This is a genomic window from Vibrio qinghaiensis, from assembly GCF_002257545.1.
Taxonomy (GTDB): domain Bacteria; phylum Pseudomonadota; class Gammaproteobacteria; order Enterobacterales; family Vibrionaceae; genus Vibrio; species Vibrio ordalii.
Window position 1 is genome coordinate 1,276,157 of the sequence record NZ_CP022741.1, and the last position, 16,695, is coordinate 1,292,851.

Below are 16,695 nucleotides of genomic sequence, written 5' to 3' on the forward strand. Positions count from 1 at the left end.
GCCCCCTTGTAATAAGATGAACAGAGTATAAATAACCTTACATGAATAGAAAGTGAATCATCGGTTTTGTAGCTCATCTTCAAAGATCTTATCGCGCATTTTCCAAAATCGTCCCACTTTTCGCGCAATGACAAATTGTGGTGGACGAAAACGGTGTCGATGAGCTACCACTTTGCTTGGTGAAGATTGATCAAAAGGGCGATGCTTATCGGCTAGGTGTGGTCGCACAAATTGGTCGTGGAACACCTGTTTCTGTTTCTTGGTGGTTAGTGGCCAAAATTCGTGGACTTGCGCATCGTTCTCACCACGATAGGTAACGCGCAGTTGCGCTTTTCCACTTGCATCTTTATGTACATTCAAATCCATTTCGATACATTCAAAAACCAATGCATCTTTGAGGTTGAGTGCCTCTTTGAGCTTTTTATCAGGGTCAACCAGTGTTGCGTCACATTCATGGCAGATACGTGCGGCGATATCGTTGTCAGCGCCACACTCACCGCAATATTTTGCTCTAAAACGGTAACCGCAGTGTTCTCGTTCGCCACTTTCTTTGTCTGTAAAATAGCCTTGGCAACGTCGACCATAGTGTTCAAGCAAAAAACCAGCGGCATCGAGTTTACCCCAAAAGTTGTTATTAAAACCGCAGGCCGGACAGGGAATGGTAATAATTTCACTGTTGGGATCGGGCTTTGGCTCACCGACTTCTGGTTGGTAAAGATCATAGTTATTGCCCGCATAATCCAATACCAAACATTCGGTTTTTCCTGCAGATAAGCGTAGCCCACGTCCGACAATTTGCTGATATAAACTGATGGACTCGGTGGGGCGTAAAATCGCAATCAGGTCAACATGCGGAGCATCAAAACCTGTGGTTAATACCGACACGTTAACTAAGAATTTGATTTGGCGCTGTTTAAACTGCTTGATGATGGTGTCGCGCTCAGGGGTCGGCGTGTCACCAATGACGATGGCAGTTTCGTTATTGGGCAGTAATTGCACAATTTCTTGGGCGTGGCGAACGGTGGCCGCAAAGATCATTACTCCCTGTTTTTGCTGTGCTAGTTGGATGATTTGTTGAACAATCTGTGGTGTGGCACGTTTCGATTGCTCAATCACCATGTCGAGTTCGGCTTCTTTGTAGCGCCCGGTATTGGCGGGTTTTAGCTGCGAAAAATCGTAACTGAGCACGGGGGCATCAACCATTCGCGCTGGCGTTAAAAAAGCTTCATCGAGCAGATAACGGATCGGTAGCTCAAAAATACAGTCACGGAAGAAGCGAGGCTCCTCACTGCGCACTTGGCCGCGAGTATGGTATTGATAAATCCAGCCCATGCCTAAACGATAAGGCGTAGCGGTTAACCCCAACACTTTAATCCCCGGGTTAAGCTCGCTTAAATGGGTGATCACCTTTTGATAGCTACTACTTTTCTCATCCGGTACGCGGTGGCATTCATCAATCACCAGTAATGAAAATTGATTTTTAAAGGCATCTAAATTACGCACTACGGACTGTACCGAAGCAAAGACGACCTGTTGATCGGTCTCTTTTCGTCCTAAACCTGCCGCAAATACCGCGCCTTGCAAACCGTAGCCCTCGTATTTGGCATGGTTTTGTTCTACCAGTTCTTTCACGTGCGCTAGTACTAAGACTCGTCCTTTGGCAAGCCTTGCCAGCTCAGCAATGACCAAGCTTTTTCCTGCACCCGTCGGTAGTACAATTACGGCGGGCGTAGTGTGATGACGAAAATAGTGGATCACGGCTTTGACCGAGTCCGATTGATAAGGGCGAAGTGTGTACATAACTCGCGTTGTCTCTTGTTGAACGCTGGATAAAAACAGTGAAATAGATCAACTATTTCATTTTAGCTGCGTATAATACCTGACTTGATTTAGATGAGGTAATCATGCGGTTAGATAAATTTTTGTGTGATGCGTTAGGTGCGACACGTAAAGAAGCCACCAAGATCATCAAAAGTGGTGATGTCACAGTAAATGGTAAGACGCAAAAAAGTGGTTCATTGCAGGTGACGCAGGAGTGTGAGGTGGAGTGGCAAGGTCGTGAGTTAATCTTGCATGGCCCGCGCTATATCATGTTACACAAACCCGCTGGCTACGTTTGCTCACATGAAGACGGCTTCAATCATACGGCATTTATTTTGCTCGATGAAGTGAATGTTCAAGACTTGCATTTTGCAGGACGTTTGGATGTCGATACCACAGGTTTGGTTCTGATCACCGATGACGGCCAATGGTCTCATCGCATTACCTCGCCAAAACACAAATGCGACAAAACCTACCGTGTCTGGCTTGCCGACCCTATTGAAACGAACTATGTCGAACAATTCTTAACGGGTATTGAACTGCGTAATGAGCGTGAGCTAACCTTGCCTGCGCAATTGGAAGTTGTCGGTGAGAATGAATGTTTACTGACCATTCATGAAGGCAAATACCATCAAGTTAAACGCATGTTTGCTGCTTTAGGCAATAAAGTGGTTGGCCTTCACCGTGAGCGCATTGGTCATATTGTGCTAGATGAGGCACTAGAGCCCGGTGAATACCGTTATTTGACTGACCAAGAAGTGGCTTCGATTGGGGCTTGAACGGCCTAGTTTTACTGCAACTTCATTCCTTATTTATTTGGAGAACTATGACTTCATCTCAGCCTGTTACAGCGAATAATACGCCGCACATCAGTTTTTTACTCTTCTTAGTATTAGGCGCGATTGGCGCATTAACGCCGCTGGCGATTGATATGTATCTGCCAGCCATGCCAGCGATTGCTAAAGATCTCGGTGTGAGTGCTGGAGCGGTACAAATGACGCTGACTGCCTATACCGCTGGTTTTGCGATAGGCCAACTATTGCATGGCCCGCTGGCCGACAGTTATGGCCGTCGCCCAGTGCTGCTGATCGGCGTATTACTGTTTGGTATTGCTGCCATTGTGAGTGCGACTACCCAGGGTATTGAAGCGTTAACGTATGTTCGCGCTGCGCAAGGTTTTGCTGGAGCAGCGGCCGCTGTGGTTATTCAAGCGGTAGTGCGTGATATGTTTGATCGCGAAGATTTTGCCCGCGCCATGTCTTTTGTCACCTTAGTGATGACTGTTGCCCCGTTAGCTGCGCCGATGATTGGCGGACATTTAGCCATTTGGTTTGGTTGGCGTTCGATATTTTGGGTGTTGGCTATTTTTGCCGCGGTGGTAATTGCTCTCGTGGTTTGGAAAATTCCAGAAACACTCAGTGCAGAAAATCGTCAACCGCTGCGCTTTCGAAATACCATTCGCAACTATGTGCAGTTAAGCCGTAACCCAGTCGCGATGGGGCTTGTTTTTTCTGGTGCTTTCTCTTTTGCTGGTATGTTTGCCTTTTTGACCGCAGGCTCCTTTGTCTATATTGATATTTATGGAGTCGACCCTGATCAATTTGGTTACCTGTTTGGCCTCAATATCGTTGCGATGATTATCATGACCAGCTTGAATGGTCGAATGGTGAAACGAGTCGGTTCCCACGCGATGCTGCGCTTTGGTTTGTTGATTCAGTTGTGCGCTGGTATTGGCTTATTTATCGCGTGGTTACTCAACCTTGGCTTATGGGGCATTGTGCCTTTTGTGGTGCTTTTTATTGGTACATTGTCAACGATAGGCAGTAATTCGATGGGATTATTGCTAAGTGGTTATCCAAAAATGGCGGGTACCGCTTCTTCACTGGCTGGAACGTTGCGTTTTGGCACAGGCTCAGTGGTTGCAGCGATTGTCGCGATGATGCCTAGCGATGTTGAGTGGCCGATGATTGTGGTCATGACGGCGTGCTCGGTACTTTCATCTCTTTTTTATTGGACATTAGGAAGAAAGGCGTAATGTCAGAGTATTACCTCGAAATTCAACGTGTAGTGAATACAGCGCTGCAAGAGTTAGCAGCAGAACACCAAGCGAATAAGCTGGTGAATGCGCCTTTAGCTAATAATCACTTTTTAGTGCATTGGGTCAGTAAGGCATTGAAAGCACAACGATTCCATCGCTGTGTGGTGGATGATTTAAATCGTTGGCAGAAAGCTGGGCGTTCGAAAGGCAACCAATCTGAATTACTGTTTACCTTTAAACGCATTGCGGCATTTTACGGTAAGTTTTTTGCGCAAGGCGCAGATAACATCATTACCGACAAGAAAATTGATGCGTTTGTAGAACTCATGGAAGCAGCTCACTGGGAAGTGACAACGTGTGATCCATTGGTGAATGAAGGCAAATTACAGCTTTTTACCGATGGGCAGAACTCATTAGCTTTGTGTGCAAATCAGTGTGAATCATGTTTTGATGGTGAACTGCTCGTGAAGCCGATGAACTGGTTTGTGCGCGGCCATCATGCCGATTTCGTCGAAAAAGCCAGCAATGCTGGCTTTATGGTGCACAAACGTACCGATTATAAGTCGAATGTGAAATATCATGGTGAGTATTTGATATACCCAACCAACCATGGCGTGCAATTGGCTGAAATTCCATTAGGCTTTCCTATTGATTAGTATGGAATTGAAACCCAATAAGTTGCAGAGCTAGCGATTTCGCTAGCTCTTTTTTTGTGCCTTTTTGACGATGGCTTTGACCATGCCGTTAAAAATAAAAAGGTGGGCAGGCATCATCGCGAACCAGTAAAGTAACCCTAAGAATCCTTTGGGGTGCCACCATGCGGTTACATTGAGTTCTCGCGTTTCGCCTAGATCCTTAATGGTAAATTCCAATCGCCCTAACCCTGGGCCTTTCATCCCAAAAAGAAGTGACAAAAACTGTTGAGGTTGGCAGCGGATCACTTTCCACGAATCAATAAAATCGCCAACTTGCAGTTCCGGGCCACAAGGGGAGCGGCGCACAGGTTTGCCACCACCGAATAAAAGATCGAGCCATTCGCGTGTACGCCATAGTGCATTGGCAAAAAAATAGCCTTCTTGGCGGCTGCCTATGGTTCGGATAACATCCCATAAAGCCTCAGCAGAGGCGCTGGTCTGAATTGTTGCTCCTGCTTGTTTAGGATAGTAGCCAAAACCGGGTTGCCAACGCTGTAGGGCACTTGGATCAAATCCCCACACTTGCGAGCGTGTAAATTCCCCTTCATGCTCAATTATATTAGTGACAACGTCACGATATGAAATCAGGCTTTGAGGATAGCGTGCTTCAATGGCTTGTGAGTCGGCAATGTAATCATGATCTAAACCGGCAAGTAGTGCTCTGCCAATATTAGAGGGGACGGAGGTGACAAGACCTAGCCAGTAAGAAGCCATTTTTGGGGTTAATAGTGGGGTAGACCATAACCGAAAAGGTTTCTGCGTTGCCTGACAAATAATGGCAAATTGTTCTCGGTAGGAGAGGGTGTCAGGCCCACCGACTTCAAACAATTGGTGGGCAACGGGCTGTTCCTTGGCTAATTCAAGTAGATAATGATTGAGGTTTTCCAGCGCTATCGGATTTGCTTTGGAATCAACCCATTTGGGAGTGATGAGCATCGGTAAGTTGTAAACAAAATCACGCATGATTTCAAATGCGGCTGATCCCGGTCCAAGAATGACACCAGCTCTTAATTCGGTGACTGGGACGGGACTTTTCCTGAGTAGATCGCCCGTCATTTTCCGCGCTTTGAGGTGTTCTGAGTTTCCGGTTTGTGGCTGAATCGCACTTAAGTAGATCAGGTGTTTGACCTGGCTACCCTTAAGGGCTTGTTTAACGTTTTCTGCTAACGACAATTCATAGTCGACGAAATCATGTCCTTGCGCCATACCGTGCACTAAAAAATAAACCAGTTCAAATTGTGGGATAAGCGCGAGTGTTGCCTCTTTATCGGCAAGGTCTAAATAACGTAAGGTAAGGTTGGGATGAGATATGGCACGTGAGGTTAAGTAGTCAATGTGCCTAGCTGCGGCTGTTACTTGAAAACCTTGCGCTAATAGCAAAGGTAACAATTGTGAGCCGACATAGCCTGATGCGCCGAGTACTAACACTTTTTTCATGACGGTCCCTTCAAATAAGATGGTTAGATTATGCTCACAGCCGTATAATGGCGACTTCATTTTTTCTGTGCTATCAATGTGTTGAATTTGAGGTGATCGGTTGTCTGTTTTTTCGCAAATCATGCTACATACAAGAGGCGATTTTTTCCGTCGCTTAATGGCTATCGCTCTGCCGATCACCTTGCAAAGTATTATGTTTTCTAGCCGCGGTCTAGTGGATGTTTTGATGCTAGGGCAATTAGGTGAGGCGGAAATTGCTGCGGTAGGCGTTGCCGCTAGAGCAACTTTTGTCACCACCATCATGCTAGTGGGCGTGACAACGGGAGGCGCACTGTTAACGGCTCAGTATTGGGGCGCAGGAAACAAACAGGGCGTGCGAGAAAGTACCGCACTTACGTGGTTAGTCGCTAACCTATTTGCTGTCATGACGGTGGCACTATTTTTACTGTTTCCAAGTCAAATCATGGCACTAACCACGGATTCCGAGACCGTTAATGCGCTAGGTAGCCAATATTTGGTTATTACCTCACTCAGTATGTTTGCTGTAGCTTGCGTCAGTAGTACGGCAGTAGGGCTACGAGCGATGCATAAACCAGGGCTCAGTACGTTTTTTAGCGGTATTGGTATTGTTTCAAACGTGTTTTTAAACTGGGTGCTGATTTTCGGCAAATTGGGTTTTCCCGCGATGGGAATCGAAGGTGCGGCGATTGCTACCGTGCTCAGTGGTTTTATTGAAGTCGCCTGTTTATACGGTTACCTCTATGCCAAGAAACATCTGTTAGCGTTTGGCGTTGACGATATCCGAGCCATCATTGAATGGCCTACCATTTCTCGTTTTTTGAAGCTTTCGTTGCCAACCACCTTTAATTTCCTGGCATGGGCAGGTGGTTTATTTGTCTACCATGCCATCATGGGGCAGAGTGGTGTGCAAGGCTTAGCGGCGCTATCGGTAATGACGCCAGTAGAATCGATTTCATTGAGTTTACTGATTGGGATGTCGAATGCAGCCGCGGTTTTAGTCGGTAACCAAATTGGCGCTAAGCAGTACGATGCCGTTTATTATCAAGCCTTGGGTTTAACGATCATCAGCTTTTTTGTGGGCGTGGTTGTCGCTGCCGCTTTGTATGTGGTGCAGATCCCTATCCTGAACTCTTTTACTGCCTTGACGGATGAAACCCGTGCTTTATCTGAAGAGTTTATCGTTATACTGAGCCTTGGCATCATTTTACGCTCCATTCCAATGACGGTGATTGTTGGCGTGTTGCGAGCTGGCGGTGACGTAAAGTTTTGTCTTTATCAAGATTTAGTCGCGCAGTGGTTGATAGGTATTCCGTTAGCCGCATTTTGTGCGATTGTGCTTGGGGCTAAGCCTGAAGTCATCTATCTATTGTTTCTCGTTGAAGAGTTGATTAAATGGGGCGGTTCTCTATATCGAATGAAAAGCAAGAAGTGGATGCGAAATTTGATTGAAAATTAGACACAACGCAGTTAGGTGGTGCAATTTGATGCACATAATGTGATCCGGTATCCAAAATGCTTTCTACTGCAGGAGAATTAGTGTAGATTCACAATCCAATTTTAGTCAATTGCGAGCGATTTGATGTTACAGCTGACCAACCTGTGTAAAGGCTATCTAGATGGTGATGAATTTCATCCCGTGCTACAGGGGGCAGAGTTAACATTAAATCGAGGTGACCAAATCGCATTGATGGGTGAAAGTGGTTCGGGTAAGAGTACATTACTCAACCTCATTGCCGGATTAGATATTGTCGATTCTGGCGAAATTTGGTTTCCAAGTTTTGCCATGCATGACACGTCAGAAAATAAGCGTACCGCTTATCGCCGAAATAACATTGGTCATATCTTTCAGCAGTTTAATCTTCTTCCCACCCTCAATCTCGCGGATAATATTCGCTTTTGTCGTCAGTTGAAAGGAATGCCGGAAGACCAAGGTTTACTGCGTCAAATTCTTTCTTCGCTTGATTTAATGCCATTGCTAGGCCGATACCCTGAAGAGGTTTCTGGTGGGCAGCAGCAGCGTGCTGCGATCGCGCGCTCCTTGTATATGGAGCCTAAGATTTTATTAGCAGATGAACCAACCGGTAGCCTTGATGAACGTAATGCCGAGGCGGTGATGCGTTTGTTGACGACCTTAACTCGCCAGTTAGATTGCACGTTATTATTGGTGACCCACAGTGAAAAAGTCGCGCAGCATATGGATGGTCGCGTACGTTTACAAGGAGGGTTGCTGCATGTCATGGCCCGTAGTTAAGGCGCTACTTGGTCATTATCGGCGTTATCCTTTACAAATCATTCTAGTATGGCTGGGTTTAACGCTTGGCGTTTCATTGTTGGTGGGAGTGACGGCCATCAACCAGCATGCTCGTCAAAGTTATGAACATGGCGAAAAGCTGTTTTCTAATCCATTACCTTATCGTATTCGCTCCAAGCATATTGCCAATAAAATCCCCCAAGGTTTCTATATTCAGTTGCGCCGTGATGGATTTTCGCAGTGTGCTCCTTTTGAAAACTATCGCTTGACGACAAAAAATGGCGCGGATATTTCATTGATTGGGCTTGACCCTATCGCCATGTTACCAATTGATAGTGGTCTAGCGTTGTCAGAATTTTCGACATTATCATTGATGAATCCGCCGTATCCTATTTTGGTGAGTGTCGACCTCGCCCGTCTCCAAGGTTGGCAAACGGGTGATTTTATAGTACTTGATGATGAATCAAAGTTAGGTCCTATTCAGATCGATCAACAAGATCTGATCAACGGTACGCGCGTTATTGCGGATCTATCCTTGGTGCGAATGCTCAAGAAAAATTCGGGCTTATCTGTTATTGCTTGTGGCGATATGCCGCCAGAGAAACTGAAAAGACTAAAAGATAATTTGCCTAATGGTTTGACGCTAGTCCGTAGTTCTCGCACTGAGCTGGAATCACTCACGCGTGCTTTTCATCTCAACCTCAATGCCATGGGTATGTTGGCATTTTTGGTCGGGTTATTCATATTCTACCAAGCCATGTCTTTATCTTTAATCCAGCGCCAACCTTTGGTTGGGTTATTACGCCAAGCGGGCGTTTCTGGCTGGCAGCTTACCCAAGCATTGGTGATTGAGTTGTTTGGCATGGTCCTGCTTAGCTGGATATGCGGTAACGGATTGGGGTTATTATTGGCCAATCAACTTATTCCAGCGGTTTCAGCCAGCTTGGGTGACTTGTATGATGCTAATGTTGGTTTATCGATTAGCTGGAATTGGCAGTGGAGTAGTTACAGCTTAGCCATGGCGTTGATTGGTGCATTTGCGGCGTGTGCTTGGCCCCTCGTCCGATTGCTAAAATCGCAACCTATTCGTCTTTCGGCTCGTCTCTCTTTGCTTCGATTTGCTGGCACAGAATTTCGCCTGCAAGCTCTTGTTGCTTGCGCATTGACTGTCGCGGCGATTGCCGTGTATCAAGTTCCACAAACGCAACTTTCTGGTTTTGCAATTATTGCGTTGATGTTACTCAGTGTTGCGCTGTTTACGCCTTATCTTATTTGGACGCTGTTCAACAGTTTTTCCTACTCACTCGCTTGGGTAAAAGCGCGGTGGTTCTTTGCCGATGCAGCTGCCAGTATGAGCTATCGCGGTGTCGCAACGATGGCATTTATGATTGCTATGGCGGCGAATATTGGCATTGAAACCATGGTTGGTAGCTTTCGCGATACTACTGAAAAATGGTTAAATCAACGTTTGGCCGCGGACATATATGTTTATCCTACTAATAGCTCTGCATCAAGAATGAGCAGTTGGTTGAAAGCGCAACCTGATGTCAGTGATGTTTGGTGGCGTTGGGAAAAAGATTTCGTCACCGACAAAGGTGCATTGCAAGTAGTCAGCACGGGTATCTCCGATGGTGAGTTAGACTCGTTGACGGTTAAACTTGCTGTTCCTAACTATTGGTATGATTTACACCATTCAAAGAGTTTGATGATCAGTGAATCGATGGCGCTTAAATTAGGCATTAAGCCTGGTGATTTTATCGACCTTTCTGAGCCTTTAGGTCAAAAGTGGCAAGTCGCGGGGGTTTATTACGATTATGGTAACCCTTACCATCAAGTTTTATTGTCACATCAAAATTGGCTATTTGCATTTGCAGGGAAAGGGAATGTGGCGCTAGGGGTCATTTTGCGTGATGGTGTGAATGATCAAGGCTTGAAAAATCGCTTAGAGTCGGTATTTAGGCTTGGTGATGAACGAGTATTTGATAACAACCACATCCACAATCAAGCGATGCGAGTATTTGACCGAACCTTTTCCATCGCCGATACGCTCGGACGTATTACTTTGTTGATTGCCGTGTGTGGTATTTTCTTTGCTACGTTAGCCGGAGAGGTTTCTCGCCAGCGACACGTTTCGCTACTGCGTTGTTTGGGCGTATCTGGTAAAGAGCTGGTGGTGATTGGCAGCTTGCAGTTGTGTGTGTTTGGGGCGATAGCGCTTGTGATTGCGATGCCGTTAGGGCTTGCACTTGCTCGCCTCGTGGTGGATATCGTGATTAAACAATCCTTTGGTTGGTCAATCCAATTGCAGTTGATCCCAGGGGAGTATTTGAAAACCGCCGCGTGGGCGATGGTGACCTTGATGTGCGCAGGTGCAATCCCGGTTATTCGTTTGGTCAGAAGGCCACCGATTAGCTCATTTAGAGACGCGTTATAAATGATGAAACGATACCTCGTACTTTTTTGCTCTTTGTTGATTGCTGTATTGTTCGGTCTCTATTCGTGGCACCAGTATTGGCAGACGCAGCAAACGGTTTCAGAGCATGCCGTTTCTGAAACCGCTGCTAAGCGTGCCTCTAAGCAAATTGGTACATCATTAATATCGAAGGAGCATACGTTCGAGTCCGTGCTCCCTAATCGCCCGGTAAGACTTCCTCAAGATTTCAATTTCCATCAAGGTTTTGAACATGAGTGGTGGCATTACTTTGCGAATGTTAGTGATGAACATGGACAGCAATATGGGATCCAGTGGAGTTATTTTCGTCTCGCTAATGAAGCTCGAGATGCCAATGGATGGCTTAGCCCTCAGCTTTATCTTGCTTATGTGGTGATCTCTTCAAACAACGAAGTCTGGCGTGAACAGCGGATTGCGCGGGGCGGAATTGGTCAAGCCGGCTTAGAGTTAAAGCCGTTTAAAATGTGGATTGATAATTGGAACTGGCGCGCACCGGGGACGACACCACTTCCTGGGGCGTTGAATGTCGCGACGGACACGTTTTCACTCTCATTGAAAAATAACCTCTCTGGGCCATTTTTATTGCCTGGTCAGCAGGGATACCAAAAAAAGCATGATTCACTCTCTTTAGCCTCATATAGTCTCCAAGCACCTTTTTTGCAGGTCAAAGGTGTGCTCAACTTAGGCGTTAACTCTCAACCCATTCAAGTCACAGGTAATGCATGGCTGAGCAAGGAGTGGGGTAATAATCTACTACCTAACGCTAAACAGGGATGGGATAAGCTGTTCGTTAAACTCGATAGCAAAACAACCTTATTGGTTAATCGTTATCGTTATTTTCAGCAAGAGCCCTATTTGTTTGGAGCAATTGTGCAAGATTCGGGCACCACGATCGCACTATCTGCTGATGAGATTGATTTGGTTCCTGTCGCGTCGGAGAATAGACGTGAGATCCCGTTGCAATGGGTGGTAAACATCCCTAAATATAATATTCATCTGGTGACGACAGCGGTGAATCGCGATCTGTGGTCATCCTTTCTGATCCCTTATTGGGAAGGCCCAATCATTACAGATGGTAGCCACAAGGTGACAGGGTTTATGCAAATCACTGGGGACGGAACATAAGTACTGATGGATTTCAATATTCAATTAAGCTTAGCATTTTACATTTTTGTGCTCTGCTTTTTTTTTGTTATAAAATTGTAATGCGATGAAAGTTAATCAACAGCATAAAAAACGACCAAATGTAAGGAATATACGTTATATTGTTATAGTTTGTTCGGGAATCCCGACAATTAACATCTGAACAAGCGATTTTCACTTCTGCTATATAATGTATAGGCTCTACCACATTAATTTATTAAGTATTTATCAGCATACATAATTATAAGGACGACATCATGAGTGATGTGATTCGCGACTTTTTCAAGATGGAATCAGCAGGTGGTATTTTGCTGGTTATTGCTGCTGCAATTGCAATGATGATTGCTAACTCACCGTTAAATGATGTGTACCAATCTTTTTTACATTCCTACGTGTTTGGAATGTCAGTGTCGCATTGGATCAATGATGGCTTAATGGCCGTATTCTTTTTGTTGATTGGCTTAGAAGTCAAACGTGAATTGTTGGAAGGTGCTCTTAAATCCAAAGAAACGGCTATTTTCCCAGCTATTGCTGCCGTCGGCGGTATGCTTGCTCCGGCATTAATTTACGTGCTGTTTACGGCTGGTGATGCACAAGCGATTCAAGGTTGGGCGATCCCAGCGGCCACTGATATTGCGTTTGCGCTAGGTATTATGGCGCTATTAGGTAAACGTGTTCCGGTCAGCTTAAAAGTGTTCTTACTGGCGCTCGCGATTATTGATGACTTAGGGGTTGTGGTCATTATTGCGCTATTTTATAGCGGTGATCTTTCGACCATTGCGTTAACCGTCGGGTTCTTAACGACTGGTGTGCTTTTTGTACTAAACAACAAGCATGTTACTAAAATCAGCCTGTATTTAATTGTCGGTGCAATTTTATGGTTTGCCGTACTTAAATCTGGTGTTCATGCAACCTTGGCTGGTGTAGTGATTGGTTTTGCTATTCCGCTGAAAGGTGATAAAGGCGAATATTCTCCGCTAAAGCATCTAGAGCATGCATTACACCCGTACGTCGCTTTTGGTATTCTGCCACTGTTCGCATTTGCCAATGCCGGGATTTCATTGGAAGGGATCTCCGTATCTAGCCTCACGTCAATGTTGCCTTTAGGTGTGGCTCTTGGCTTATTTATTGGTAAGCCATTGGGTATTTTTACCTTCAGTTGGGCTGCGGTGAAACTCGGTGTCGCTAAATTGCCTGAAGGGATCAATTTCAAGCATATCTTTGCCGTGTCAGTGCTATGTGGTATTGGTTTTACAATGTCGATTTTTATATCGTCTTTAGCTTTTGGACCAACCAATGCTGAATTTGATACGTTTGCACGGCTCGGTATATTAATGGGCTCAACCACTGCTGCGATTGTCGGTTATACATTGCTCCGTTTATCTTTGCCAAAAAACGCATAAGAATATAATCAGCCCTCGGACATGTGAGGGCTGATTCATTTTACAAACTAACTATTTGATTTATCAATATTATTAATCAATAGCAAACTTAAGTTTTTATCGATTTATTGAAAATTATTGCCAGCGTAATTATTTTTTGATATTTTTCGCACCAATCTCGGACAGTAGCTTCTGGGGGACACGCGTAATGACCATTCAGGCTGATTGTGACATTACGTAGGGTAGGTATCAGCAAGTCCTTTTGTTGATAGACGGGATACTCTTGCAGCGGGAGCTGCATGTGAATGGGAAACCCAACATTGAACTCATCATCACTTAACACACTGACGTTAATCAGCTTTGTACTTCCTCTATGCCCTGTGCTTGAAGACAGTTCTATCACCGAACCTTGATTCTCTGATTTAGTAATCTTTCATCGAAGACGATGAACCAATTTCCGTTTTTGCCTTTTGGCTAATACGGAGCTTATTGCTATGTCATATTTCCTTATATTCAAACCAAACCAAGGAAATAGGCGGAAATTTTCACATTCAAGGGGAAGGGAAATGAGCACAGCCTTTGAAGTCGATAACACTATCGCAAACATTTTTTCATCTCAGGTACCTGTTGTTGAAGGTATTTATGATCTCACACCGGACCAAATTCTACTCGATCAAATTGAGCATGAATCTGAAGTTCGTTCATACCCACGTCGTCTACCGATTGCCATCAAGCAAGCTTATGGTGCGTTAGTAGAAGATACGCGCGGACAAATTTTCCTCGACTGCTTAGCGGGCGCGGGAACGTTGGCGCTTGGGTATAACCATCCAGAGATCAACCAAGCACTGAAAGAGCAGTTAGATTCAGGTCTGCCATATCAGACATTGGATATGACAACGCACGCTAAAGACAAATTCATCAAGCAAGTAAAAGCATTTTTGCCTGAAGAGTTTGCAAAAAATTCCGCGATTCAATTTTGTGGGCCTTCTGGTGCGGATGCCGTTGAAGCGGCTATCAAGCTGGTGAAGCAGACAACGGGTCGTAACACCATGTTTGCGTTTCGCGGTGCTTACCACGGTATGACCAACGGTACGATGGGCATGATGGGCAACCTGAATACCAAAGCTCGTCGCACAGGATTAATGTCGGATGTGCATTTTATGCCATTCCCATACAACTTGCGCTGTCCGTTTGGTTTAGGGGGCGATGAAGGTGCCAAAGCGAGCATTCGCTACATCGAACGTCTGCTGAACGATGACGAAGCAGGCATCATGAAACCGGCGGCCATTATTGTTGAACCTGTTCAAGGTGAAGGTGGCGTCATTCCCGCCCCAGCATTCTGGCTGCGTGAGCTACGCCGTATCTGCGATGAACACGGTATTTTATTAGTTTTCGATGAAATTCAATGTGGTGTAGGTAAATCGGGTTACCGCTTTGCATTTGAAGAGTCTGGCATTTGTCCTGATATTCTTTGCTTATCTAAAGCCATTGGTGGTGGTCTACCAATGTCTATTCTTGTGTTCAAGAAAGAGATCGATACTTGGAAACCGGGTGAGCACACAGGCACGTTCCGTGGTAACCAATTGGCCATGGTTTCTGGTGCGAAAGCGTTAGAAATTATTTTACGTGATAACCTTGTTGAGCACGCTAATGTCGCGGGTCAGTACCTACGCCAAGGTCTTGAAGCGATTCAACGCCGCGTGAATTGTATTGCTGAAGTTCGTGGTAAAGGTTTGATGCTCGGCCTTGAAATTCGTAAACCAAACGGAGAAATGAATAAATTTGGCGAGCCAATGGCCGATGGCCAATTAACACTCGCTATCCAACGCGCAGCACTTGAGCGTGGGTTGATGGTTGAAAAAGGTGGCCGTGAAGGATCCGTTATTCGTTTCTTACCACCGATTATCATCTCATTCGAGCAGATTGATTTTGCCCTGCGCACTCTTGAAGCGGCGATTTTAGCTGCAGGTGGCGGCGAGAAAGATCCAGAGCCAGAAAACCAAGCGTGGAAGAAGCATTTTATCCAAACCGGTGAAATGGGTAGCAATGAATTTGCCGCTGTGATGAACCATGCCACTTCTGCGATGAAAGCTGTCTTTGAACAAGCCAAAGCGCCTTATTCAGGTTTGGATCCAAAGCAGCTTGAAGAAGCGATTTACGCGGTAGATTTGGATAACAAAAATGCGCCATTGAAGGATGTGATCTCTGAAATGGCAGATCTGGTAGCCAAAAATTCCATTATCGTTCAACACCCAGATTGTATTGCTCACCTGCACACGCCACCCTTGATGCCATCAGTAGTGGCTGAAGCGATGATTGGTGCATTAAACCAGTCCATGGACTCATGGGATCAATCGTCTTCTGCTACCTATGTTGAACAGAAAGTGATTGATTGGATGTGTGAGAAATACGAACTCGGCGCTCAGTCGGATGGTATTTTCACCAGTGGTGGCACGCAAAGTAACCAAATGGGTTTAATGTTAGCTCGTGACTGGATTGCCGATAAATTGAGTGGTCACTCTATTCAAAAGCTGGGCCTACCTGAGTATGCCGATAAGCTGCGTATAGTGTGCTCGAAAAAATCGCATTTCACCGTGCAAAAATCGGCCTCTTGGATGGGGTTGGGCGAGAAAGCCATTTTGGCGGTTGATGCGAATCCAAACGGCACAATGGATGTCACCAAACTGGAAGCGGTTGTTGCACAAGCGAAAGCGGAAGGTCTTATTCCTTTTGCTATTGTTGGAACAGCAGGCACAACGGATCACGGCGCGATTGATGATCTGTCGACGATCGCGGATGTAGCGCAACAGCATGATCTATGGATGCATGTGGATGGAGCATACGGCGGCGCATTGGTTCTAAGTAGCCATAAAGCACGTTTGCAAGGTGTTGAGCGTGCGCATTCTGTCAGCGTCGACTTCCATAAATTGTTCTTCCAAACGATCAGCTGTGGCGCGGTGTTGCTCAAAGATAAAAGTCACTTCAAGTATCTACTGCATCATGCGGATTACCTTAACCGTGAACATGATGAACTGCCAAATTTGGTGGATAAATCTATTTCTACGACCAAGCGTTTTGATGCATTGAAAGTGTTTATGACAATGCAAAACGTAGGCCCTAAGGCTTTGGGTGAGATGTACGATCATCTGCTAGAACAAACACTGCAAGTGGCAGATTTAGTTCAGCATCACGATGCTTTTGAACTCTTGGCTGAGCCTGCGCTCTCCACCGTGTTATTCCGTTCAGTGAATAAACAAGCGGTAGATTTTGATGAGTTGAACAAAGTGCTGCGTTTAGAAGCATTGACACGTGGTGTCGCGGTGTTGGGCGAGACGATTGTGGATGGCAAAACAGCGCTTAAATTCACCATTTTAAACCCATGCTTACAATTGTCAGATTTCAAAGCATTACTTAATAAGATTGAAGTACTAGCCTCTGAGCTAGCCAAGGCATAA

The 16,695-nt window shown here is 45.4% G+C and carries 11 protein-coding genes; 9 read left to right on the forward strand and 2 right to left on the reverse strand.

The window, feature by feature from the left end; genetic code table 11:
* Positions 1 to 57: 57 nt before the first annotated feature.
* On the reverse strand, positions 58 to 1,800 hold the full coding sequence (gene radD / locus CCZ37_RS05905) for a DNA repair helicase RadD (RefSeq protein ID WP_094500008.1): 1,743 nt from the start codon (positions 1,798 to 1,800) through the stop codon (positions 58 to 60).
* Between the two features lie 104 nt (positions 1,801 to 1,904).
* Between radD and rsuA the strand changes: the two genes are divergently transcribed.
* Genes rsuA through CCZ37_RS05920 form a run of 3 tightly spaced genes read left to right on the forward strand, consistent with a single transcriptional unit; the run spans position 1,905 to position 4,515 of the window.
* Positions 1,905 to 2,600, forward strand: a complete 696-nt coding sequence (gene rsuA, locus CCZ37_RS05910; RefSeq protein WP_094500009.1) for a 16S rRNA pseudouridine(516) synthase RsuA — start codon at positions 1,905 to 1,907, stop codon at positions 2,598 to 2,600.
* A gap of 47 nt (positions 2,601 to 2,647) precedes the next feature.
* Positions 2,648 to 3,856 carry a Bcr/CflA family multidrug efflux MFS transporter gene (locus CCZ37_RS05915; RefSeq protein WP_094500010.1) on the forward strand — a complete coding sequence of 403 codons (1,209 nt, stop codon included), beginning with the start codon at positions 2,648 to 2,650 and terminating at the stop codon, positions 3,854 to 3,856.
* A complete protein-coding gene (locus CCZ37_RS05920; protein WP_094500011.1) occupies positions 3,856 to 4,515 on the forward strand; it encodes a DUF2913 family protein in 660 nt (219 codons plus the stop codon). Before CCZ37_RS05915 ends, CCZ37_RS05920 begins: the two co-directional genes overlap by 1 nt.
* A 42-nt stretch (positions 4,516 to 4,557) precedes the next feature.
* Here the strand turns inward: CCZ37_RS05920 and CCZ37_RS05925 are convergent, their stop codons facing one another.
* The gene (locus CCZ37_RS05925) at positions 4,558 to 6,051 is read right to left on the reverse strand and encodes a DUF2867 domain-containing protein (protein ID WP_094500012.1); all 1,494 of its coding nucleotides are present in this window, start codon (positions 6,049 to 6,051) and stop codon (positions 4,558 to 4,560) included.
* A 40-nt stretch (positions 6,052 to 6,091) separates the two neighbouring features.
* Between CCZ37_RS05925 and CCZ37_RS05930 the strand changes: the two genes are divergently transcribed.
* The 6 genes from CCZ37_RS05930 to CCZ37_RS05960 all read left to right on the forward strand — a co-directional run bounded on the left by CCZ37_RS05930 (position 6,092) and on the right by CCZ37_RS05960 (position 16,695).
* Positions 6,092 to 7,468 carry an MATE family efflux transporter gene (locus CCZ37_RS05930; protein WP_094500013.1) on the forward strand — a complete coding sequence of 459 codons (1,377 nt, stop codon included), beginning with the start codon at positions 6,092 to 6,094 and terminating at the stop codon, positions 7,466 to 7,468.
* Between the two features lie 123 nt (positions 7,469 to 7,591).
* A complete protein-coding gene (locus CCZ37_RS05935) occupies positions 7,592 to 8,263 on the forward strand; it encodes an ABC transporter ATP-binding protein (RefSeq protein WP_013857013.1) in 672 nt (223 codons plus the stop codon).
* Positions 8,244 to 10,697: an ABC transporter permease gene (locus CCZ37_RS05940; protein ID WP_094500014.1), complete on the forward strand. Its 2,454-nt coding sequence runs from the start codon at positions 8,244 to 8,246 to the stop codon at positions 10,695 to 10,697. Before CCZ37_RS05935 ends, CCZ37_RS05940 begins: the two co-directional genes overlap by 20 nt.
* A complete protein-coding gene (locus tag CCZ37_RS05945) occupies positions 10,698 to 11,840 on the forward strand; it encodes a lipocalin-like domain-containing protein (protein WP_094500015.1) in 1,143 nt (380 codons plus the stop codon).
* 275 nt (positions 11,841 to 12,115) lie between these two features.
* A complete protein-coding gene (nhaA, locus tag CCZ37_RS05950; RefSeq protein WP_010318373.1) occupies positions 12,116 to 13,261 on the forward strand; it encodes a Na+/H+ antiporter NhaA in 1,146 nt (381 codons plus the stop codon).
* Between the two features lie 545 nt (positions 13,262 to 13,806).
* Entirely contained in the window at positions 13,807 to 16,695 is a 2,889-nt protein-coding gene (locus tag CCZ37_RS05960; protein ID WP_094500016.1) for a pyridoxal phosphate-dependent class III aminotransferase, read from the forward strand.